The 20,207-nt window shown below is 38.0% G+C and carries 20 protein-coding genes; all 20 read left to right on the top strand.

Features of this window, described 5'->3' with window-relative positions:
* Nucleotides 1-19: 19 nt before the first annotated feature.
* The 20 genes from AC1DS7_RS24070 (at nt 20) to AC1DS7_RS23975 (ending at nt 20,056) form a co-directional block, all read left to right on the top strand.
* Nucleotides 20-1,696, top strand: a complete 1,677-nt coding sequence (locus tag AC1DS7_RS24070; protein ID WP_002033789.1) for a DAK2 domain-containing protein — start codon at nt 20-22, stop codon at nt 1,694-1,696.
* 424 nt (nt 1,697-2,120) lie between these two features.
* Nucleotides 2,121-4,169, top strand: a complete 2,049-nt coding sequence (recG, locus tag AC1DS7_RS24065) for an ATP-dependent DNA helicase RecG (RefSeq protein ID WP_002014510.1) — start codon at nt 2,121-2,123, stop codon at nt 4,167-4,169.
* Nucleotides 4,170-4,257: 88 nt separating this feature from the next.
* Nucleotides 4,258-4,851 (top strand): transcription factor FapR, encoded by a 594-nt coding sequence (fapR, locus tag AC1DS7_RS24060; RefSeq protein WP_000747354.1) that lies wholly within the window; start codon nt 4,258-4,260, stop codon nt 4,849-4,851.
* On the top strand, nt 4,848-5,840 hold the full coding sequence (plsX, locus tag AC1DS7_RS24055) for a phosphate acyltransferase PlsX (protein ID WP_002128828.1): 993 nt from the start codon (nt 4,848-4,850) through the stop codon (nt 5,838-5,840). The genes fapR and plsX overlap by 4 nt, the downstream gene beginning before the upstream one ends.
* Before the next feature lie 14 nt (nt 5,841-5,854).
* Nucleotides 5,855-6,799: an ACP S-malonyltransferase gene (gene fabD / locus AC1DS7_RS24050; RefSeq protein ID WP_002128825.1), complete on the top strand. Its 945-nt coding sequence runs from the start codon at nt 5,855-5,857 to the stop codon at nt 6,797-6,799.
* The gene (gene fabG, locus AC1DS7_RS24045; RefSeq protein ID WP_002014514.1) at nt 6,799-7,539 is read left to right on the top strand and encodes a 3-oxoacyl-[acyl-carrier-protein] reductase; all 741 of its coding nucleotides are present in this window, start codon (nt 6,799-6,801) and stop codon (nt 7,537-7,539) included. Before fabD ends, fabG begins: the two co-directional genes overlap by 1 nt.
* Nucleotides 7,540-7,608: 69 nt before the next feature.
* Nucleotides 7,609-7,842 carry an acyl carrier protein gene (gene acpP, locus AC1DS7_RS24040; RefSeq protein WP_002014515.1) on the top strand — a complete coding sequence of 78 codons (234 nt, stop codon included), beginning with the start codon at nt 7,609-7,611 and terminating at the stop codon, nt 7,840-7,842.
* Between the two features lie 58 nt (nt 7,843-7,900).
* A complete protein-coding gene (gene rncS / locus AC1DS7_RS24035; protein WP_002033792.1) occupies nt 7,901-8,638 on the top strand; it encodes a ribonuclease III in 738 nt (245 codons plus the stop codon).
* 148 nt (nt 8,639-8,786) lie between these two features.
* Entirely contained in the window at nt 8,787-12,356 is a 3,570-nt protein-coding gene (smc, locus tag AC1DS7_RS24030) for a chromosome segregation protein SMC (RefSeq protein WP_476999245.1), read from the top strand.
* A 14-nt stretch (nt 12,357-12,370) separates the two neighbouring features.
* On the top strand, nt 12,371-13,360 hold the full coding sequence (gene ftsY, locus AC1DS7_RS24025; RefSeq protein ID WP_002088200.1) for a signal recognition particle-docking protein FtsY: 990 nt from the start codon (nt 12,371-12,373) through the stop codon (nt 13,358-13,360).
* Nucleotides 13,361-13,492: 132 nt separating this feature from the next.
* Nucleotides 13,493-13,825 carry a putative DNA-binding protein gene (locus tag AC1DS7_RS24020; protein WP_002033794.1) on the top strand — a complete coding sequence of 111 codons (333 nt, stop codon included), beginning with the start codon at nt 13,493-13,495 and terminating at the stop codon, nt 13,823-13,825.
* A gap of 12 nt (nt 13,826-13,837) precedes the next feature.
* Entirely contained in the window at nt 13,838-15,187 is a 1,350-nt protein-coding gene (gene ffh / locus AC1DS7_RS24015; RefSeq protein ID WP_002014519.1) for a signal recognition particle protein, read from the top strand.
* A 100-nt stretch (nt 15,188-15,287) separates the two neighbouring features.
* Nucleotides 15,288-15,560: a 30S ribosomal protein S16 gene (rpsP, locus tag AC1DS7_RS24010; RefSeq protein WP_000268750.1), complete on the top strand. Its 273-nt coding sequence runs from the start codon at nt 15,288-15,290 to the stop codon at nt 15,558-15,560.
* 14 nt (nt 15,561-15,574) lie between these two features.
* On the top strand, nt 15,575-15,802 hold the full coding sequence (locus tag AC1DS7_RS24005) for a KH domain-containing protein (protein WP_002088196.1): 228 nt from the start codon (nt 15,575-15,577) through the stop codon (nt 15,800-15,802).
* 121 nt (nt 15,803-15,923) lie between these two features.
* On the top strand, nt 15,924-16,439 hold the full coding sequence (gene rimM / locus AC1DS7_RS24000) for a ribosome maturation factor RimM (protein WP_002014521.1): 516 nt from the start codon (nt 15,924-15,926) through the stop codon (nt 16,437-16,439).
* Entirely contained in the window at nt 16,439-17,173 is a 735-nt protein-coding gene (trmD, locus tag AC1DS7_RS23995) for a tRNA (guanosine(37)-N1)-methyltransferase TrmD (RefSeq protein WP_002014522.1), read from the top strand. Before rimM ends, trmD begins: the two co-directional genes overlap by 1 nt.
* A 146-nt stretch (nt 17,174-17,319) precedes the next feature.
* On the top strand, nt 17,320-17,664 hold the full coding sequence (gene rplS / locus AC1DS7_RS23990) for a 50S ribosomal protein L19 (RefSeq protein ID WP_002014524.1): 345 nt from the start codon (nt 17,320-17,322) through the stop codon (nt 17,662-17,664).
* Between the two features lie 100 nt (nt 17,665-17,764).
* Nucleotides 17,765-18,316: a signal peptidase I gene (lepB, locus tag AC1DS7_RS23985; protein WP_002066791.1), complete on the top strand. Its 552-nt coding sequence runs from the start codon at nt 17,765-17,767 to the stop codon at nt 18,314-18,316.
* A 20-nt stretch (nt 18,317-18,336) separates the two neighbouring features.
* A complete protein-coding gene (gene ylqF, locus AC1DS7_RS23980; protein WP_002014526.1) occupies nt 18,337-19,227 on the top strand; it encodes a ribosome biogenesis GTPase YlqF in 891 nt (296 codons plus the stop codon).
* Nucleotides 19,228-19,282: 55 nt separating this feature from the next.
* Nucleotides 19,283-20,056, top strand: coding sequence for a ribonuclease HII (locus tag AC1DS7_RS23975; protein ID WP_002014527.1), 774 nt, complete (start codon nt 19,283-19,285; stop codon nt 20,054-20,056).
* Nucleotides 20,057-20,207 lie beyond the last annotated feature (151 nt).

Genomic DNA, 20,207 nt, shown 5'->3' with positions numbered 1-20,207 from the left:
GCATTAAGGAGGAAAATCTGTGTCAATTCAAAAAATTGATGGAAAACGTTTATCACAAATGATCATTCAAGGAGCCAATAATTTAACAAATAATGTTCAGCTTGTTGATGCATTAAACGTATTCCCAGTTCCAGATGGCGATACCGGTACAAACATGAACTTATCAATGACTTCAGGCGCACGTGAAGTGAAAGCAAATCCTTCGCAGCATGCTGGTAAAGTCGGTGTAAGTTTAGCCAAAGGATTATTAATGGGAGCTCGTGGTAACTCTGGGGTTATTTTATCTCAGTTATTCCGTGGTTTCTCTAAATCCATTGAACAAAAAGAAGAATTAACGACAGTTGATTTTGCTGCAGCTTTAGAAGCTGGAGTAGAGGCAGCTTACAAAGCGGTTATGAAACCAATTGAAGGAACGATTTTAACGGTTGCAAGAGAAACGGGTAAATATGCAGTGACAGTTGCGAAAAAACAGCGCGACTTTGTTTTGTTTATGGAAGACGTTGTAAAAGAAGCAAACGCATCGTTAAATCGTACGCCAGATTTATTACCTGTATTAAAACAAGTTGGCGTTGTAGATAGCGGTGGTAAAGGTCTTGTTGTTGTATATGAAGGATTTTTAGCTGACTTAAAAGGAGAAACGATTTCTTCTGATATGCCTGCCCAACCATCTATGAATGACATGGTACGTGCAGAACATCACCGTAGTGTACAAAGCCAATTGAGTACAGAAGATATTAAGTATGGATATTGTACGGAGTTCATGGTGAAATTAGAGCCTGGAAAAATGAAGGAACATAATTTCTCTGAACAAAAATTCCGTGAAGATATTAGTGTGTACGGAGATTCACTACTTGTTGTATCGGATGATGAGGTTGTAAAGGTTCATATTCATGCGGAACATCCTGGAGATCCTATGAACTATGGACAACGTTACGGTAGTCTAATTAAGATCAAAGTAGAAAATATGCGTGAACAGCATACTGCTTTATTAGATGAACCTACCATGGTACCTGAACAAACGAATCAGCCAATAGAGAAACAACCGTATGGTATTGTAACTGTAGCTATGGGATCGGGTATTAAAACTCTATTTGAGAGCATTGGTGCAACGAAAGTTATCGAAGGTGGCCAAACGATGAATCCGAGTACGGAGGATATTGTGAAGGCGATTGAAGAGGCGAATGCTGAAAAAATCATCATCTTACCAAATAACGGGAATATCGTGATGGCAGCAGAACAAGCAGCGTCAGTTGTAGAACAAGAAGTTATTGTTATTCGTTCAAAAACAGTTCCTCAAGGTATGGCTGCAATGTTAGCATTTAATCCAGTTGGAACGCTAGAAGAGAATGAAGAAAACATGAAAGAAGCTTTAGCTCATGTGAAAACAGGTCAGATTACGTATGCTGTTCGTGATACGGAAATTGACGGTGTAGCGATTCAAAAAGATGATTTCATGTGTATTGCAGATGGGAAAATTGTATCTACAAATGCTGAGAAAGTAGGAGCTGCAAAGCAATTACTAGAAGCGCTAATTGATGAAGATTCTGAAATCGTAACGATTCTACAAGGTGAAGATGCAACAGATGAAGAAGTGGCTAAATTAGTTGCGTTTGTAGAAGAGAACTTTGAAGATGCAGAAGTAGAAGTACATGCAGGGAACCAACCGGTGTATTCTTTCATCTTCTCTGTAGAATAAGAAAAGATTCGATTTGAAAATAAATGGGTTACTTACTTGCTAATGGATAAGAAATAGTGATATGAAGTTTATTACTAGTTTTTATTCAAAAGGCTAGCATATTGATGATAGAAAAGAGCCTTGCTGCTAATAGTGAGGCTCTTTTCTTACGTATTGTACAACTTTGTTTTATCCCGCTATTTGTGGGCAGTAAAACTTCCACCCCCTATATTCGGCTGGAGCAAAGAAGTTAAGTGGGAGATTAACTGCCCGTAAGCGCCCACTGATTATAGTTTCACTTTATATAGAGGGATTAGAGTAGTTTCTCTTAGAATGCCTATGATAGAATATATAAGGTGAAAGAGAGCGATTACAGATGTCAATGATAATAATGGATAATCAATAGAATGAATCAAAGAAAATAATGTGACGGAGCGTGAGAATCTTGAATGAAGTTGTACAAGTTCCTGTTACGGATGTAAAGGGAATCGGAGGAGAAACATCTGAGTTGTTACACGAGATGGGAATTTATACAGTTTCTCATCTATTAGAACATTTTCCGTACCGCTATGAAGACTATGCGATGAAAGATCTTGCTGAAGTAAAGCATGACGAGCGTGTAACGGTTGAGGGGAAAGTTCATAGTGCTCCTTTACTGCAATATTATGGGAAGAAGAAGTCACGTCTTACAGTTCGTGTTCTCGTCGGTCGTTATTTAATTACAGCTGTATGTTTTAATAGACCATACTATAAACAAAAGTTAAATTTAGATGAAACGGTAACGATTACTGGTAAATGGGATCAGCATCGCCAAACAATTGCTGTATCAGAACTGAATTTTGGACCGGTTGTACGACAACAAGAAGTAGAACCTGTATATTCAGTGAAAGGAAAACTGACAGTAAAACAGATGCGCCGGTTTGTTGCACAAGCATTTAAGGAGTATGGAGATTCTATAGTCGAAGTGTTACCAGATGGTTTGTTAAGTCGATATAAATTATTATCACGCTATGAAGCGCTCAGAGGGTTACATTTTCCAGTGGGACAGGAAGACTTAAAGCAAGCGCGTCGCCGTTTTGTATATGAGGAGTTTTTCTTGTTTCAGTTGAAAATGCAAACATTACGGAAAATGGAAAGGGAAAACTCGAAAGGGACGAAAAAGGAAATTTCATTAGTAGAATTGCAAGAGTTTACTGATGCGCTTCCGTTTCCATTAACTGGTGCACAACGCCGGGTTGTAGATGAAATAATGAAAGATATGATATCTCCGTACCGAATGAATCGATTATTGCAAGGGGATGTAGGTTCTGGGAAAACAGTTGTTGCTGCGATTGCTCTTTATGCGGCGAAATTGGCTCATTATCAAGGTGCTTTGATGGTTCCTACAGAAATTTTAGCCGAGCAACATTATCAGTCGCTCGCGGAGACGTTTTCACATTTCGGTATGAAGGTTGAATTGCTAACAAGTTCTGTTAAAGGTGCGAGACGTCGAGAAATTTTGTCGAGATTAGAACAGGGAGAAGTAGACATCCTTGTTGGAACGCACGCTTTAATTCAAGACGAAGTTATATTTCATAGGTTAGGTCTCGTTATTACCGATGAACAGCATCGATTTGGTGTGGCGCAGCGCCGGGTTTTACGTGAGAAAGGTGAAAGCCCAGATGTATTGTTTATGACGGCGACCCCAATCCCGCGTACGTTAGCTATCACTGCATTTGGAGAGATGGACGTTTCTATTATCGACGAAATGCCAGCTGGTAGAAAGGTAATCGAAACGTACTGGGCAAAACATGATATGTTAGATCGTGTCCTCGGCTTTGTGGAGAAAGAGATAAAAAAAGGAAGACAGGCATATGTTATTTGCCCTCTTATTGAAGAGTCTGAGAAGCTTGATGTACAAAATGCTATCGACTTACATAGTATGCTGACTCATCATTATCAAGGGAAATGCCAAGTTGGATTAATGCATGGGAGACTATCATCTCAAGAAAAAGAAGAGATAATGGGACAGTTTAGTGAAAATAAAGTGCAAATTCTTGTGTCGACAACAGTTGTTGAAGTAGGCGTGAATGTACCAAATGCGACTGTTATGGTTATTTATGACGCGGAACGTTTCGGTTTATCACAGCTCCATCAGCTAAGGGGGCGTGTTGGGCGTGGTAGTGAACAATCATATTGTTTATTAATTGCGGACCCGAAATCAGAAACGGGAAAAGAAAGAATGCGCATTATGACTGAAACAAATGATGGATTTGTATTGTCAGAAAAAGATTTAGAGTTACGAGGTCCTGGGGATTTCTTTGGAAGTAAGCAAAGTGGTCTACCAGAATTTAAGGTTGCTGATATGGTACATGATTATCGGGCGTTAGAAACAGCAAGACAAGATGCAGCGATACTAGTTGATTCAGAAGCGTTTTGGCATAATGATCAGTATGCTTCGCTGCGTACTTATCTTGATGGGACAGGTGTGTTCCAGGGAGAGAAGCTCGATTAAAAGTAGTCTGCAAAAGTTTTTGTTGCATTCTACTTTTAATGATTATATACTACTTTTAGTACCTAGTCATAAAAATGGATGGTGCGGTATGAAAAAAAGAAGAAGTAAAAAAGAAAGACAAGAATTATTACAACAAACAATAGAAACGAATCCTTTTATAACGGATGAAGATTTAGCGGAAAAATTTCAAGTGAGCATACAAACTGTTCGTCTTGATCGTATGGAATTATCTATTCCTGAATTAAGAGAACGAATTAAGCATGTGGCTACAAAACAACATGAAGAAGACGTGAAATCTTTACCGTTAGAAGAGGTTGTCGGAGAAATTATTGATATAGAATTAGATAGACATGCGATTTCTATCTTTGAAGTAAAGGTAGAACATGTATTTAAAAGAAATCAAATTGCTCGTGGGCATCATTTGTTTGCACAAGCAAACTCACTAGCTGTTGCGGTTATTGATGAAGAATTAGCTTTAACTGCAAAGTCCACCATTCGATATATTCGTCCTGTAAAATTAGGAGAGCGTGTTGTTGCAAAAGTACGTGTTGAAGATGTAGAGAATGATAAAGGACGGACGGTTGTCAAAGTGCGTAGTTTTGTTGGAGAAGAACTTGTCTTTACAGGCACTTTTGAAATGTATCGATCTAGTAATTATAGTGAGGAAGGTAACAACTTATGAAAATCGCAATAGATGCAATGGGCGGCGATCATGCACCAAAGGCTGTAGTATTAGGAGCAATGAAAGCTATTAAGGAATACTCAGATTTACATATTACGTTAGTAGGGAAAGAAGAGGGAATTCGTCAATATTTAACGAGTGAAGAGCGAATTACTATACTTCATACGGACGAAAAAATTGAATCGACAGACGAACCAGTAAGAGCGGTTCGTCGAAAAAAACAAGCTTCAATGGTACTAGCGGCGCAGCAAGTAAAAGACGGCGTAGCGGATGCTTGTATATCAGCAGGTAGTACAGGAGCTTTGATGGCAGCTGGATTGTTTGTTGTTGGTCGTATGGAAGGAATTGAACGACCAGCTTTATCACCTACAATGCCAACTGTTGATGGAGAAGGTTTTGTTATGTTAGATGTTGGAGCCAACGTTGATGCAAAACCAATTCATTTATATCAATATGCAGTAATGGGCTCTGTTTACGCAGAGAAGGTAAGAGGAATTAAAAATCCACGCGTTGGACTTTTAAACGTTGGAACAGAGGATGGTAAAGGAAACGAGCTTTCAAAACAAGTCTTTGCTATGCTCAAGGATGCACCAATTAATTTCGTTGGAAACGTTGAATCAAGAGATTTATTGCAAGGTGTAGCAGACGTTGTTGTATGTGATGGTTTTACGGGTAATGTAGCGCTAAAATCATTAGAAGGAACAGCACTTGCGTTATTCTCTATGTTAAAAGAACAATTAATGAGTTCGTTTACGAGCAAATTAGCAGCAGCGGTATTAAAACCAAAACTTATGGTATTGAAAGATAAAATGGATTATTCGGAGTATGGGGGAGCGGCGTTGTTTGGATTGAAAGCTCCTGTCATTAAGGCTCACGGTTCTTCTAATGACCAATCGATATTTAGTGCGATTCGTCAAACGAGAGAAATGGTAGCGAAAGAAGTAATTCCTACAATTTCAAGTGTAATGGAGAAGGAGCCGCTTCAATAAGAGGAGGATTTGAAATGGGAAAAATAGCATTTCTTTTTCCGGGCCAAGGTTCACAGGCAGTTGGAATGGGTAGACAGTTAGCGGAGAATAATAAAGAGGTTGCGAAAGTGTTTGCAAAAGCGGATGAGGTTTTGCATGATTCTCTTTCAGAAGTGATTTTTGAAGGACCGCAAGAAAAGTTAACATTAACGACAAATGCGCAGCCGGCACTATTAACAACGAGCTTTGCAATTTTAACAGCTTTGAAGGAGTATGATATTACACCTGATTTTGTCGCAGGACATAGTTTAGGTGAATATAGCGCTCTTGTAGCTGCTGGTGCATTAACATTCGAAGACGCTGTATATGCTGTAAGGAAACGCGGGGAATATATGGAAGAAGCTGTTCCAGGCGGGGAAGGTGCAATGGCAGCTATTTTAGGTGCGGATCCGGATATGCTGAAACGAGTTACAGAAGAAGTAACAAGTGAAGGATATGCAGTACAAATTGCTAATATGAATAGTACGAAGCAAATTGTTATTTCTGGAACAAAGCAAGGAGTAGAGCTTGCTTCTCAAAGAGCGAAAGAAAATGGTGCTAAAAGAGCAATTCCGCTCAAAGTAAGTGGACCGTTTCATTCCTCGCTTATGAAACCAGCTGCTGAGAAATTCCAAAGTGTTTTAAATGAAATTACAATTCAAGACACGAATATTCCTGTTATTGCAAATGTTACGGCAGATGTTATTACGCGTGGTACAGATATTCAAGCAAAGCTAATTGAACAGCTTTATTCGCCTGTATTATGGTACCCATCTATTGAGTATATGGTGAATCAAGGGGTAGATACATTTATTGAAATCGGACCTGGAAAAGTACTTGCTGGTCTTATGAAGTCGATTGATTCTTCAGTGAAAGCATATGCGGTATATGATGAAGAGACATTAAAAGATACCATTTCAAATTTGAGAGGAGAAAGCTGATGTTAAAAGGGAAAGTAGCATTAGTAACTGGTGCTTCACGTGGGATTGGTCGTGCGATTGCTATTGATTTAGCGAAACAAGGGGCAAATGTTGTAGTAAATTATGCTGGTAATGAGCAAAAGGCGAATGAAGTAGTTGATGAAATAAAGAAATTAGGTTCAGATGCCATTGCAGTAAGAGCAGATGTTGCAAATGCTGATGATGTTACTGCAATGGTGAAACAAACTGTAGATACGTTTGGACAAGTTGATATTCTTGTAAATAACGCTGGTGTAACAAAAGATAATTTATTAATGCGTATGAAAGAAGAAGAATGGGATACAGTTATTAATACAAACTTAAAAGGTGTTTTCTTATGTACGAAAGCAGTATCGCGCTATATGATGCGTCAACGTCATGGACGTATTATTAATATCGCTTCTGTTGTTGGTGTAACAGGAAACCCAGGACAAGCAAATTATGTTGCTGCTAAAGCTGGTGTAATTGGATTAACAAAAACATCAGCAAAAGAATTAGCGAGCCGAAATATTACTGTAAATGCAATTGCTCCAGGGTTTATTGCAACTGATATGACGGATGTATTAGATGAAAATATAAAAGCCGAAATGTTAAAATTAATTCCTGCAGCTCAGTTTGGAGAAGCACAAGATATCGCAAATACTGTAACGTTTTTTGCTTCTGATCAAAGTAAATATGTTACAGGTCAAACGTTAAATGTTGATGGCGGTATGGTAATGTAATAAAAGAATCGATTTCACCTAGTTTTTTTGGACAATATTTTATATAATATTTGAGGGGAGGTGAATAGAATGGCAGATGTTTTAGAGCGTGTAACCAAAATTGTCGTTGATCGTTTAGGAGTAGAAGAAACTGAAGTAGTACCAGCTGCAAGCTTCAAAGAAGATTTAGGCGCAGACTCCCTAGATGTAGTAGAACTTGTAATGCAATTAGAAGATGAATTCGAAATGGAAATTTCTGATGAAGATGCTGAAAAGATTGCTACTGTTGGCGATGCTGTGACTTACATAGAGAGTCATCTATAATGCTTAAGTGAAGTCCCGTTTTTTAACGGGGCTTCTCGGCTTATATCTGGAGGGACCTATGCCGTACCGAAAACATAGAGAAAAAAAATACGAAGCAAAATATCGTGAAGCTTTTAAAGTATTTCAAGAAGAGATAGGTATTACGTTTACAGATGAAAAATTATTGATTCAAGCGTTTACGCATTCATCGTATGTGAATGAGCATCGAAAAAAACCGCATGAGGACAATGAGCGTCTTGAGTTTCTTGGCGATGCTGTATTGGAACTCACTGTATCACAGTATCTGTTTCAAAAATATCCGACAATGAGCGAAGGAGAGTTAACAAAACTACGTGCAGCTATTGTATGTGAGCCATCTCTTGTTCGTTTTGCAAACGAAATGTCATTTGGTAGCCTTGTTTTATTAGGGAAAGGTGAGGAAATGACGGGTGGACGTGAACGACCAGCTTTATTAGCGGATGTCTTTGAAGCGTTTATTGGTGCCCTTTATCTTGATCAAGGGCTAGAAACAGTTTGGGGTTACTTAAAAGAAGTTGTATATCCAAAAATTAATGAAGGTGCTTTTTCTCATGTGATGGATTATAAGAGTCAATTGCAAGAATTGATTCAGCGTGATGGTAGTGGCAATGTTGAGTATCAAATTTTGCAAGAAAAAGGACCGGCCCATAACCGAGAATTTGTGTCCCGTGTAACTTTAAATAATGAGGCATTAGGTCTTGGAAGTGGTAAGTCAAAAAAAGAGGCAGAGCAACAAGCTGCTGCAGAAGCATTGAAAAAATTAAAAGAACAATCATGAGGAATCCCCCTTTGAATGAGGGGGATTCCTTATGCATAGAATGAAACTTTCCTTTTATTTATAAATAAAAGGAGTGGGAAATCCGTATAGTAGTTTGTTTTCGTACAGACAACGTTTACAACAACGGAGAATAGGAGGAAGGCCTTTCGTGTTTTTAAAAAGATTAGAAATAGCAGGATTTAAGTCTTTTGCTGAGCGTGTATCTGTCGATTTTGTTCCAGGTGTAACTTCTGTAGTAGGACCTAACGGGAGCGGGAAAAGTAATATTACTGATGCAATTCGCTGGGTACTTGGTGAACAATCTGCAAAGTCATTACGCGGTGCAAAGATGGAGGATATTATTTTTGCCGGCAGTGATACGAGAAGAGCGGTTAATGTTGCTGAAGTTACATTAACTTTAAATAATGAAGACCAACGCTTACCGATTGAGTATAACGAGGTGTGTGTAACGCGTCGTGTATCTCGTTCGGGTGATAGTGATTTTTATATTAATAAACAATCTTGTAGATTAAAAGATATTATTGATTTATTTATGGACTCTGGTATGGGAAGGGAAGCTTTTTCGATTATTAGCCAGGGGAAAGTCGAAGAGATTTTGAGTAGTAAATCAGAAGAACGTCGTGGTGTATTTGAAGAAGCTGCGGGTGTGCTGAAATATAAACTTCGTAAAAAGAAAGCTGAAGGGAAATTGGCGGAAACACAAGAAAACTTAAATCGTGTACAAGATATTATTCACGAATTAAGTAGTCAAGTAGAACCACTAGAAAGACAAGCTTCTATTGCGAAAGATTATCTTGAGAAAAAAGAAGAATTAGAGAAAGTAGAAGCTGCGCTTATTGTACATGAAATTGAAGAATTACATGAAAAGTGGGAAGCGCTTCGAAATCAATTTGGGCATAATAAAGATGAAGAAGCTAAAATGTCGGCGAACTTACAAAAAAGTGAAGAAGAGCTTGAGGAATTACGCGGGCAATTACAAGCCGTTGATGAATCTGTAAATTCCTTACAAGAAGTTCTACTTCTGTCTAGTAAAGAACTAGAAAAACTAGAAGGGCAACGCGAGCTGTTAAAGGAAAGAAAGCAAAATGCAACGACACATTGTGCGCAGCTTGAAAAGCTAATTGTTGAGTTAACAGAGAAAACTACAAGTTATGATGGCGAAATTGAAACAAGTACAGAAGCTTTAATGCAATTTGTGAATCAAGTAAAAGAATTGGAGAAGAAATTGCATGATAACGAGCAATTACTTGCGACTTTTGCTGAGAATTTAGAGGAACAAATTGAGAATTTAAAAGGTGACTATATTGAACTTTTAAATCAACAAGCAAGTCTTCGTAATGAATTATCTATGATTGAAGAACAATCAAAACAGCAAAACTCTAAAAACGAACGACTTGATGAAGAAAATGAAAAGTATGTACAGATGCGTGTGGAAATTACAGCGAAAAAGGCGAAACTTGTAGACAGTTATGAGCAAGCGAGAGAGAAAATAGCTGGCATTATTTCTAACATACAGAAGACAGAAACGGCACTTGGGAAATGTAAGTCACAGTATAGTGAAAATGAAACGAAACTGTATCAAGCGTATCAATTTGTGCAACAGGCGCGCTCTCGTAAAGAAATGTTAGAAGAGATGCAAGAGGACTACTCTGGCTTCTATCAAGGGGTACGTGAAGTATTAAAGGCTAGAGAAAATAGACTACAAGGTATTGAGGGAGCTGTTGCAGAACTTCTGACTGTGCCGAAAGAATATGAAATCGCAATGGAAATCGCCCTTGGGGCAGCGATGCAACATATCGTAGTACAAACAGAAGAGCATGCTCGTAATGCAATTGCATTTTTAAAGCAAAATAAACATGGCCGTGCAACGTTTTTACCTCAAGCTGTTATTAAAAGCCGATCGCTATCATTTGATCAATTACGCATTGTGAATCAGCATCCATCGTTTGTCGGTGTAGCGGCAGAACTTGTGCAGTACAATAATAAATATGAGAATGTAGTTTCAAGTTTATTAGGTACAGTTGTTGTTGCGAAAGATTTACGCGGAGCAAATGAGTTAGCGAAACAACTGCAATACCGCTATCGTATTGTAACACTCGAAGGTGACGTAGTGAACCCGGGTGGTTCTATGACGGGTGGAGCTGTAAAACAGGCGAAATCCTCTTTATTGGGACGTCAACGTGAACTTGAAGAGTGGACTAAAAAACTAACTGACATGGAAGAAAAAACAACAAAGCTAGAAAACTTTGTTAAAGCAGTAAAGCAAGAGATTCAAGAAAAAGAAGTACAAATACGAGAGCTACGCCAAGGTGTAGAGACCGAACGTGTAGATGAACAGAAGCTAAGAGAAGAAATTAATCGTTTAGAATTAGATGAACATCGTATTAATGATCGTTTATCGATTTACGATTTAGAGATTGAAGGATTTTTACAAGATCAAGTAAAAATGCAAGGGCGCAAAGAAGAGTTAGAAAAGATTTTAGCGACTCTTCAAGTTGAGATTGGGGAATTAGATAGCAAAATCGTCGTTTTAACGAAACAAAAAAGTGAACAATATTCTTCAAAAGAAAAAGTTCAGAAGGAAATGACGGAGCTAAAAGTACAAGCTGCTGAACAACAACAACGTTTGTCTAATCAAAAAGAAAAAGTCGAACGTTTGACGAAGGAAAAGGAAGAGACTGATGCGACGCTTGTAAAAACGAAAGAAGATTTAGCGTTCTTAAAGCAAGAGATGACATCTAATTCAAGTGGCGAAGAACAAATTACGAATATGATTGAGAAGAAAGCGTATGATCGTAATCAAACTTCGGAGTTAATTCGTTCTCGTCGTGAACAACGCGTATCATTGCAAGAAAGAGTCGAGCATTTAGAGTGCGGTGTGAAAGAAACAATAGGTAAACATAAATATATTCTTGAGATGCTGAAAGATCAAGAAGTGAAAATTAACCGACTTGATGTAGAGCTGGAAAATAGATTGCAACATTTACGTGAAACATATACTATTTCATTTGAAGCAGCAAAACTTAAGTATACAATGATGATGCCTGCAGAAGATGCACGTAAAAAGGTGAAACTAATTAAACTATCCATTGAAGAGTTAGGCGCAGTAAATTTAGGGGCAATTGATGAATATGAACGTGTAGCAGAGCGCCATACATTCTTATTAGAGCAAAGAGATGACCTAGAAGAAGCGAAATCGACATTGCATCAACTTATTACGGAAATGGATGAAGAGATGAAAAAACGCTTTTCTACTACGTTCGAAGGGATTCGAACAGAGTTTCAATCTGTATTCTCTGAATTATTCGGAGGTGGAAGAGCGGATTTAGTAATGACAAACCCAGAAGATTTACTAAATACGGGTATTGATATTGTAGCGCAACCACCAGGGAAGAAACTACAAAATTTAGGTTTACTTTCAGGGGGAGAGCGTGCTTTAACGGCAATTGCGCTCTTATTTGGTATTTTAAAAGTACGCCCAGTTCCATTCTGTGTTCTAGATGAAGTGGAAGCAGCTCTTGATGAGGCAAACGTTGCTCGTTTTGCGCAGTATTTAAAGAAATTTAGTGATGAAACGCAGTTTATTGTAATTACACACCGAAAAGGTACAATGGAAGAGTCTGATGTATTGTACGGTGTAACAATGCAAGAATCAGGGGTGTCGAAGCTTGTTTCTGTTCGTTTAGATGATGGCGAAGAACTTGTTGCAAGTAGATAGGAAGGATGGGAAGTATGAGCTTTTTAAAAAAATTAAAAGAAAAAATTTCAAAACAAACGGATACGGTAACAGAGAAGTTTAAACAAGGATTAGAAAAAACGAGAAATTCATTTGCTGATAAAGTAAATGACTTAGTGTACCGTTACCGCAAAATAGACGAAGATTTCTTTGAAGAATTAGAAGAAATTTTAATTAGTGCGGATGTCGGAGTTTCGACAGTGATGGAATTAATTGATCAGTTGAAAGAAGAAGTGCAACGTCGTAACATTCAAGATCCGAAAGAAGTACAGGCTGTTATTTCTGAAAAGCTAGTGGGCATTTACAAAGGTGACAGCGATTTTAGTAATGAAGTTAATATACAAGAGGATCAATTAACAGTAGTTTTATTTGTTGGTGTGAATGGTGTGGGGAAAACGACGACGATTGGTAAGCTTGCACATAAATTTAAATCAGAAGGTAAGTCTGTCCTATTGGCGGCAGGAGATACATTCCGTGCTGGGGCGATTGAGCAATTAGAAGTATGGGGCGATCGTGTTGGTGTAGAAGTAATTAAACAAGGGTCAGGATCTGATCCAGCGGCTGTTATGTATGATGCTGTACAAGCGGCAAAGGCCCGTAAAGTGGATGTATTGCTATGTGATACAGCGGGACGCTTACAAAATAAAGTAAACTTAATGAATGAGTTAGAGAAAGTGAAGCGCGTAATTGAGCGTGAAGTACCAGGGGCTCCTCATGAAGTATTACTTGTTATTGATGCAACAACAGGGCAAAATGGTTTAAGCCAAGCGAAAACATTCCGTGAAGCAACGAATGTTACTGGTATTGTTTTAACGAAGTTAGATGGAACTGCTAAAGGTGGTATCGTCTTAGCGATTCGTAACGAAATGGATGTTCCGGTGAAATTTGTTGGGCTCGGAGAGCAAATGGATGATCTGCAACAGTTTGATCCAGAACAATATGTTTATGGTTTGTTTGCGAACGTAGTAGAAACAGAAGAAGTGTAAGTGAAAGAAGCGGTATTTCCGCTTCTTTTTTTATAAAAATATGTGATGTTAAGAAAAAAACTTGACACTCTTTTATACTCCATGTAAACTAAGTCATGTAAAGGTAAATCACTTAACAAAGGATGATCCAACATGCTCGAGAAAACAACGAGAATGAACTATTTATTTGATTTTTATCAATCGTTGTTAACGCAAAAACAAAGAAGTTATATGTCGCTTTATTATCTAGATGATTTATCTCTTGGTGAAATTGCGGAAGAATTTGATGTAAGTCGCCAAGCCGTGTATGATAACATTAAACGGACTGAAGCGATGCTTGAAGAATATGAAGATAAATTAGTATTACTTCAAAAGTTTCAAGAGCGACAGCGACTTGTTGCAAAGCTAAAACAGCTACTCAGCGAAGAAGAGCATGTGAATGAAGAAATGAAACAAGTTGTTGAAGCTATCGAAAAATTAGATTAGGAGGGCGGCAATATGGCATTTGAAGGATTAGCCGACCGACTTCAACAGACAATGCAAAAAATCCGCGGCAAAGGAAAAGTTTCTGAAGCCGATGTAAAAGAAATGATGAGAGAAGTTCGTCTAGCTCTTTTAGAAGCGGATGTTAACTTTAAAGTAGTAAAAGATTTTATAAAGCGTGTGTCTGAGCGTGCTGTCGGACAAGATGTAATGAAAAGTTTGACACCTGGACAACAAGTAATTAAAATCGTACAGGAAGAACTTACAGAACTTATGGGCGGAGAGCAAAGCAAAATTGCTGTTGCTAATAAGCCACCTACTGTTATAATGATGGTTGGTCTGCAAGGTGCGGGTAAAACAACGACGACAGGTAAGCTTGCAAATTTGCTTCGTAAAAAGCATAATCGTAAACCGATGCTTGTTGCAGCGGATATTTACCGTCCAGCAGCGATTAAACAGCTTGAAACATTAGGGAAGCAATTGGACATGCCTGTTTTCTCCTTAGGAGATCAAGTAAGTCCGGTTGAAATTGCGAAACAAGCGATTGCGAAAGCAAAAGAAGATCATCACGATTACGTTTTAATCGATACAGCGGGTCGCCTGCATATTGATGAAGAACTAATGGGTGAATTAGCAAAAGTCAAAGAAGTTGCGAAACCGGATGAAATTTTCCTTGTTGTCGATGCGATGACAGGACAAGACGCGGTAAATGTAGCACAAAGTTTCCATGAACAGTTAGGATTAACAGGTGTTGTATTAACGAAATTAGATGGTGATACGCGCGGTGGTGCGGCATTATCTATTAAGGCTGTAACAAATACACCAATTAAATTCGCTGGTATGGGTGAAAAACTAGATGCAATTGAAGCGTTCCATCCAGAACGTATGGCATCCCGTATTTTAGGGATGGGCGACGTCTTAACATTAATTGAAAAAGCGCAAGCTACAGTTGATGAAGAGAAAGCAAAAGAACTTGAGCAAAAAATGCGTACGCTTTCGTTTACGCTTGACGATTTCCTAGAACAACTTGGACAAGTGCGTCAACTTGGACCGCTTGACGAATTGTTAGGAATGCTTCCTGGTGCAAATAAAATTAAAGGGCTGAAAAATGCACAAGTTGATGAAAAACAAATTGGGCATATTGAGGCAATTATTCGTTCTATGACTAAAGTAGAACGAGAACAACCGGAAATAATCAATGCTAGTCGTAAAAAGCGCATTGCCAAAGGTAGCGGTACAACGGTACAAGAAATCAATCGTCTAATCAAGCAATTTGATGATATGAAAAAAATGATGAAGACGATGACGGGAATGCAAAAAGGTAAGAAAAAAGGACTAGGTGGATTGAAGTTTCCATTCATGTAAGGAAAAAAGATGGCTCTGTTAAGAAAAAATACTTTACAAAGCAATAGTCTTTTTGCTAATATAATTATCTGTGTGAAATAAATTCGGAGGTGCTTTATAAATGGCAGTTAAAATTCGTTTAAAACGTATGGGAGCTAAAAAAACTCCTTTCTATCGTGTAGTTGTTGCAGATTCTCGTTCTCCTCGTGACGGACGTTTCATTGAGGAAATCGGTACTTACAATCCGGTTGCTCAACCAGCGGAAGTTAAGATCAACGAAGAAGCAGCATTAAAATGGTTAGGAAATGGTGCTAAACCATCTGATACAGTTCGTAACCTTTTCTCTAACCAAGGTATCATGGAGAAATTCCACTTATCTAAACAAGGTAAGTAATTGAGGCAATGACAATGAAGATGTTAGTCGAGACAATTGTTAAACCTCTTGTGGATCATCCTGGAGATGTAAAAGTTACACAGGAACTTTGCAACGGAGAAATAAAGTATCGATTAACTGTACATCCTGAGGATGTTGGAAAAGTCATTGGAAAGCAAGGGAAAGTTGCGAAAGCGATTAGAATGCTCTTGTATTCAGTGGGACATCATAATGATGAGAACGTCACACTGGAAATTCAATAAACGTAAAAAGGGCGAGGAGTTATTTCCTCTCCCTTTTTTAACATTTAAAGAGAAATTGCATGGTCCATATATAAAATGGAAATGCTTAATTTATATAGAAACCAGGGGTGACATACTATTTATGACAAAATGGTTTAATGTAGGGAAAATTGTAAATACTCATGGCGTAAAAGGAGAAATTCGTGTTATTTCTCGTACTGATTTTCCAGAAGAGCGATATAAAGTAGGGAACACGTTATACATATGGGATGAGAAAGGTACAGACTACCTTACAGTGAAGGTAACTTCTCATCGTCAACATAAGACATTTGATTTATTAACACTTGAAGGATACAACAATGTAGATGAAGTAGAGAAGTTAAAAGGTTCTTTAATAAAAGTACCAGAAGAGCAGTTAGGCGAACTAGCTGAAGGTGAATACTACTACCATGAAATTATTGGTTGCAACGTTGTAACGGAAGAAGGAGAAGCGTTAGGGACAATCAAAGAGATTCTATCTCCTGGTGCGAATGACGTTTGGGTGATTAAACGTCCAAAGGGTCAAGATTTGTTAATTCCTTATATTGATGACGTTGTACTTCAAGTTAACATTGAAAATAAATTAGTAACCATTCATGTAATGGAAGGGCTACTATAATGAAAATTGACATTTTAACATTGTTTCCAGATATGTTTACGGGTGTATTTGGTTCTTCAATTTTAAAGAAAGCACAAGAAAAAGAAGCGGTAGAGCTTCGTGTTGTCAATTTTCGTGAGTATACAACTAGTAAGCATAATAGTGTAGATGATTATCCGTATGGTGGGGGCGCTGGTATGGTATTAACCCCACAGCCTATCTTTGACGCGGTAGAAGAGTTAACGAAGGAAACAGACCGTAAGCCGAGAATCGTCTTAATGTGTCCACAAGGAGAGCGTTTCACGCAGAAGAAGGCAGAAGAGCTTGCTGGAGAAGAGCATGTTATTTTTGTATGTGGCCATTATGAAGGATACGATGAACGAATTCGTGAGCATCTTGTAACAGATGAGATTTCTATTGGGGATTACGTATTAACGGGTGGAGAATTGGCTTCTATGGTAGTCACTGACAGTGTTGTACGTCTTTTGCCAGGAGTGCTTGGGAATCAAACGTCACAAGTGGAAGACTCTTTTAGCACAGGTTTGTTAGAACACCCACATTATACACGTCCTGCTGATTTTCGTGGTATGAAGGTACCGGATGTACTAATGTCAGGAAATCATAAAAACATTGATGAATGGCGCCATAAAGAGTCACTACGTCGTACATACACACGTAGACCGGATTTACTGGAAGAACGAGAATTATCTAAGCAAGAAGAGAAATGGCTGGAACAGATTAAAGAAGACCGATAAGGGCTTGATATATTTTCTATTGCAACAGTCCTAGCAATATGCTATTATAACATTTGTGCTACTGAAATCAGTAGCCGTATTAACGATGTTCCGCTGTAATTTAATAAGACTTTATAAGAGCATCTGTTTAAAGGAGAGAATTTAATATGCAACAATTAATCACAGAAATCACAAAAGGCCAATTGAAAACTGACCTTCCTTCATTCCGTCCTGGAGACACTTTACGTGTACACGTAAAAGTAGTTGAGGGAACTCGTGAAAGAATTCAGCTTTTCGAAGGTGTTGTAATTAAACGTCGTGGTGGCGGAATCAGTGAAACATTCACAGTTCGTAAGATTTCTTACGGTGTAGGTGTTGAGCGTACATTCCCAGTTCACACGCCAAGAATCGCGAACATCGAAGTACTTCGCCGTGGTAAAGTACGTCGTGCTAAGTTATACTACTTACGTAACCTTCGCGGTAAAAAAGCACGTATTAAAGAAATTCGATAAGACATGTATGGGAGCTTGTAAATACACAAGCTCCCTTTTTCCAATCTATATGAAATTTTGGTATAATACGAGCAGCTTACATAACAGTGGAGGGGAAAGCATGAAGAAAGAGAAGAGCTCACTTTGGGAATGGATCAAAGCAATTTTGATTGCTGTTGTATTAGCGGGCGTAATTAGACAGTTTTTCTTTGCCCCAATTCTCGTAGACGGTGTATCGATGTCGCCGACTTTACATGACCGTGATCGAATGATTGTTAATAAAATTGGCTATCACATAGGTGATCCGAAACGCTTTGATATTATTGTATTCCGAGCGACGGAAGAAAAAGATTATATTAAGCGTATTATTGGCCTGCCAGGCGACGAAATCGAATACCGTAATGATAAACTATATGTTAACGGGAAACCTTATGAGGAGCCGTATTTAGATAAGCAGAAAAAACAACTTGCTGACGGACCGCTTACATATGATTTTACTCTTGAAGAAATGACAGGAAAGAAAACTGTTCCAGAAGGTCAATTATTTGTTTTAGGCGATAATCGTCGTTTTAGTAAAGATAGCCGTTCGATTGGTACAATTTCAATGGACCAAGTGATTGGTAAAGCAAATATGCTATATTGGCCGTTAAAAGATGCGCGTATTGTGAAATAAAAGAAAAAGAAGGTGGCAACATGGTAATTCAATGGTTCCCAGGACATATGGCAAAGGCTAGACGCCAAGTAACAGAAAAATTAAAGTTAATTGATGTTGTAATTGAGCTTGTAGATGCTCGATTACCTTTATCTTCTCGTAATCCAATGATTGATGAAATTATTACACATAAACCAAGGCTTGTTGTTTTAAATAAAGCGGATATGGCGGATGATCGTCTTACAAAGCAGTGGATTGCATATTTTGATGAAAGAGGTCAAAAGGCAATTTCAATTAATGCGCAAGCTGGACAAGGTATGAAAGAAATTGCAGCAGCTTGTAAAGTTCTTGTCAAAGAAAAATTCGATAAAATGGTTGCTAAAGGCATTAGACCAAGAGCAATTCGTGCTTTAATTGTAGGTATTCCAAACGTTGGTAAATCTACACTAATTAATAAATTAGCGAAGAAGAATATAGCAAAAACAGGAGATCGTCCTGGTGTGACAACGGCCCAGCAGTGGATTAAAGTTGGGAAAGAAATGGAATTATTAGATACACCAGGTATTTTGTGGCCTAAATTTGAAGATGAATTAGTTGGTCTTCGTTTAGCGACGACTGGTGCAATTAAAGATTCTATATTAAATCTACAGGATGTAGCTATTTATGCGTTACGTTTTATGGAAAAACATTATCCGGAACGTTTAAAAGAGCGATATAATTTAAATGACATTCCAGAAGAAATTGTGGAGTTATTTGATGCAATTGGAAAAAATAGAGGTTGCTTAATGGGCGGCGGAATGATTGATTATGATAAAACATCTGAGCTTATACTTCGTGAGCTTCGTGGTGGAAGATTAGGAAAAATGACATTTGAAACACCAGAAGAGTTTGCAGAGCAGGTAGAAGATGCGGAAAAAGTAGAAGAAGTATAAGACGTGCGTTTGTACGTCTTTTCTTTTTGGTTACGTTTAAAAGGAGTGTAAATAGATGCAAAAAATGACTATTCATGAAGCGGAATGTTTGCTGCAAGAAATTATGAATGAAGAAGACGAGCGTTTTCAAATGTTAGTGAAAGATGAGCGAAAAGGTGTTCAAAAACTAATTTTGAAGTGGTATAAACAAAAAGAGTTAGCGCAAAAAGAAAGAGAAAAATTTCTAGAAATGTCAAAGTACGAAAATGAGTTACGTGAAAAAGGGCTCACATACATTGCTGGTATTGATGAAGTGGGTCGTGGGCCGTTAGCAGGACCGGTTGTGACGGCGGCAGTCGTCCTTCCGGAAGATTTTTATATTCCAGGATTAAATGACTCGAAAAAATTAAGTGAAGCGAAACGTGAGCGTTTTTATGATGAAATTAAAGAGCATGCAATTGCGATTGGAGTTGGAATTATATCACCACAAGTTATTGATGAAATAAATATTTATCAAGCGACGAAGCAAGCGATGTTAGATGCCGTTGCTAATTTATCATGTACACCAGAATATTTATTAATCGATGCGATGAAGCTTCCTACATCAATTCCGCAAACATCAATCATTAAAGGTGATGCGAAAAGTGTCTCTATTTCAGCTGCATCTATTATTGCGAAAGTGACGAGAGATCGCATGATGAAAGAGTTAGGAGGAAAGTATCCTGCATATGGATTCGAACAACATATGGGATATGGGACGAAACAGCATTTAGAAGCGATTGAAGTACATGGAGTATTAGAAGAACATCGAAAATCATTCGCGCCAATTAAAGATATGATTCAAAAATAAGCTGTATATTCACAGCTTATTTTTTATTTTGGTATATAAACATTATTATTTTCGAAAAAGAATAAAGCGATTTCAGTTTTCTGACACTTTATTGTAGACAGCGTGCCAATCATCTTATACAATGGCAATGTAATGTTTTTTAAACATTAAA

Source organism: Bacillus sp. P4_E1, from assembly GCF_056401715.1.
Note: the sequence above shows the minus strand (reverse complement) of the source record. Positions and strands in the feature narration are given on the sequence as shown.

What these genes read in the sequence shown, in the direction of transcription:
- AC1DS7_RS23975 (WP_002014527.1), top strand. Translation starts at nt 19,283, where the DNA reads ATGCAAAAAATGACTATTCATGAAGCGGAATGTTTGCTGCAAGAAATT.
- acpP (WP_002014515.1), top strand. Translation starts at nt 7,609, where the DNA reads ATGGCAGATGTTTTAGAGCGTGTAACCAAAATTGTCGTTGATCGTTTA.
- AC1DS7_RS24005 (WP_002088196.1), top strand. Translation starts at nt 15,575, where the DNA reads ATGAAGATGTTAGTCGAGACAATTGTTAAACCTCTTGTGGATCATCCT.
- fapR (WP_000747354.1), top strand. Translation starts at nt 4,258, where the DNA reads ATGAAAAAAAGAAGAAGTAAAAAAGAAAGACAAGAATTATTACAACAA.
- ffh (WP_002014519.1), top strand. Translation starts at nt 13,838, where the DNA reads ATGGCATTTGAAGGATTAGCCGACCGACTTCAACAGACAATGCAAAAA.
- AC1DS7_RS24020 (WP_002033794.1), top strand. Translation starts at nt 13,493, where the DNA reads ATGCTCGAGAAAACAACGAGAATGAACTATTTATTTGATTTTTATCAA.
- rplS (WP_002014524.1), top strand. Translation starts at nt 17,320, where the DNA reads ATGCAACAATTAATCACAGAAATCACAAAAGGCCAATTGAAAACTGAC.
- ftsY (WP_002088200.1), top strand. Translation starts at nt 12,371, where the DNA reads ATGAGCTTTTTAAAAAAATTAAAAGAAAAAATTTCAAAACAAACGGAT.
- trmD (WP_002014522.1), top strand. Translation starts at nt 16,439, where the DNA reads ATGAAAATTGACATTTTAACATTGTTTCCAGATATGTTTACGGGTGTA.
- fabD (WP_002128825.1), top strand. Translation starts at nt 5,855, where the DNA reads ATGGGAAAAATAGCATTTCTTTTTCCGGGCCAAGGTTCACAGGCAGTT.
- fabG (WP_002014514.1), top strand. Translation starts at nt 6,799, where the DNA reads ATGTTAAAAGGGAAAGTAGCATTAGTAACTGGTGCTTCACGTGGGATT.
- rpsP (WP_000268750.1), top strand. Translation starts at nt 15,288, where the DNA reads ATGGCAGTTAAAATTCGTTTAAAACGTATGGGAGCTAAAAAAACTCCT.
- rimM (WP_002014521.1), top strand. Translation starts at nt 15,924, where the DNA reads ATGACAAAATGGTTTAATGTAGGGAAAATTGTAAATACTCATGGCGTA.
- lepB (WP_002066791.1), top strand. Translation starts at nt 17,765, where the DNA reads ATGAAGAAAGAGAAGAGCTCACTTTGGGAATGGATCAAAGCAATTTTG.
- rncS (WP_002033792.1), top strand. Translation starts at nt 7,901, where the DNA reads ATGCCGTACCGAAAACATAGAGAAAAAAAATACGAAGCAAAATATCGT.
- ylqF (WP_002014526.1), top strand. Translation starts at nt 18,337, where the DNA reads ATGGTAATTCAATGGTTCCCAGGACATATGGCAAAGGCTAGACGCCAA.
- plsX (WP_002128828.1), top strand. Translation starts at nt 4,848, where the DNA reads ATGAAAATCGCAATAGATGCAATGGGCGGCGATCATGCACCAAAGGCT.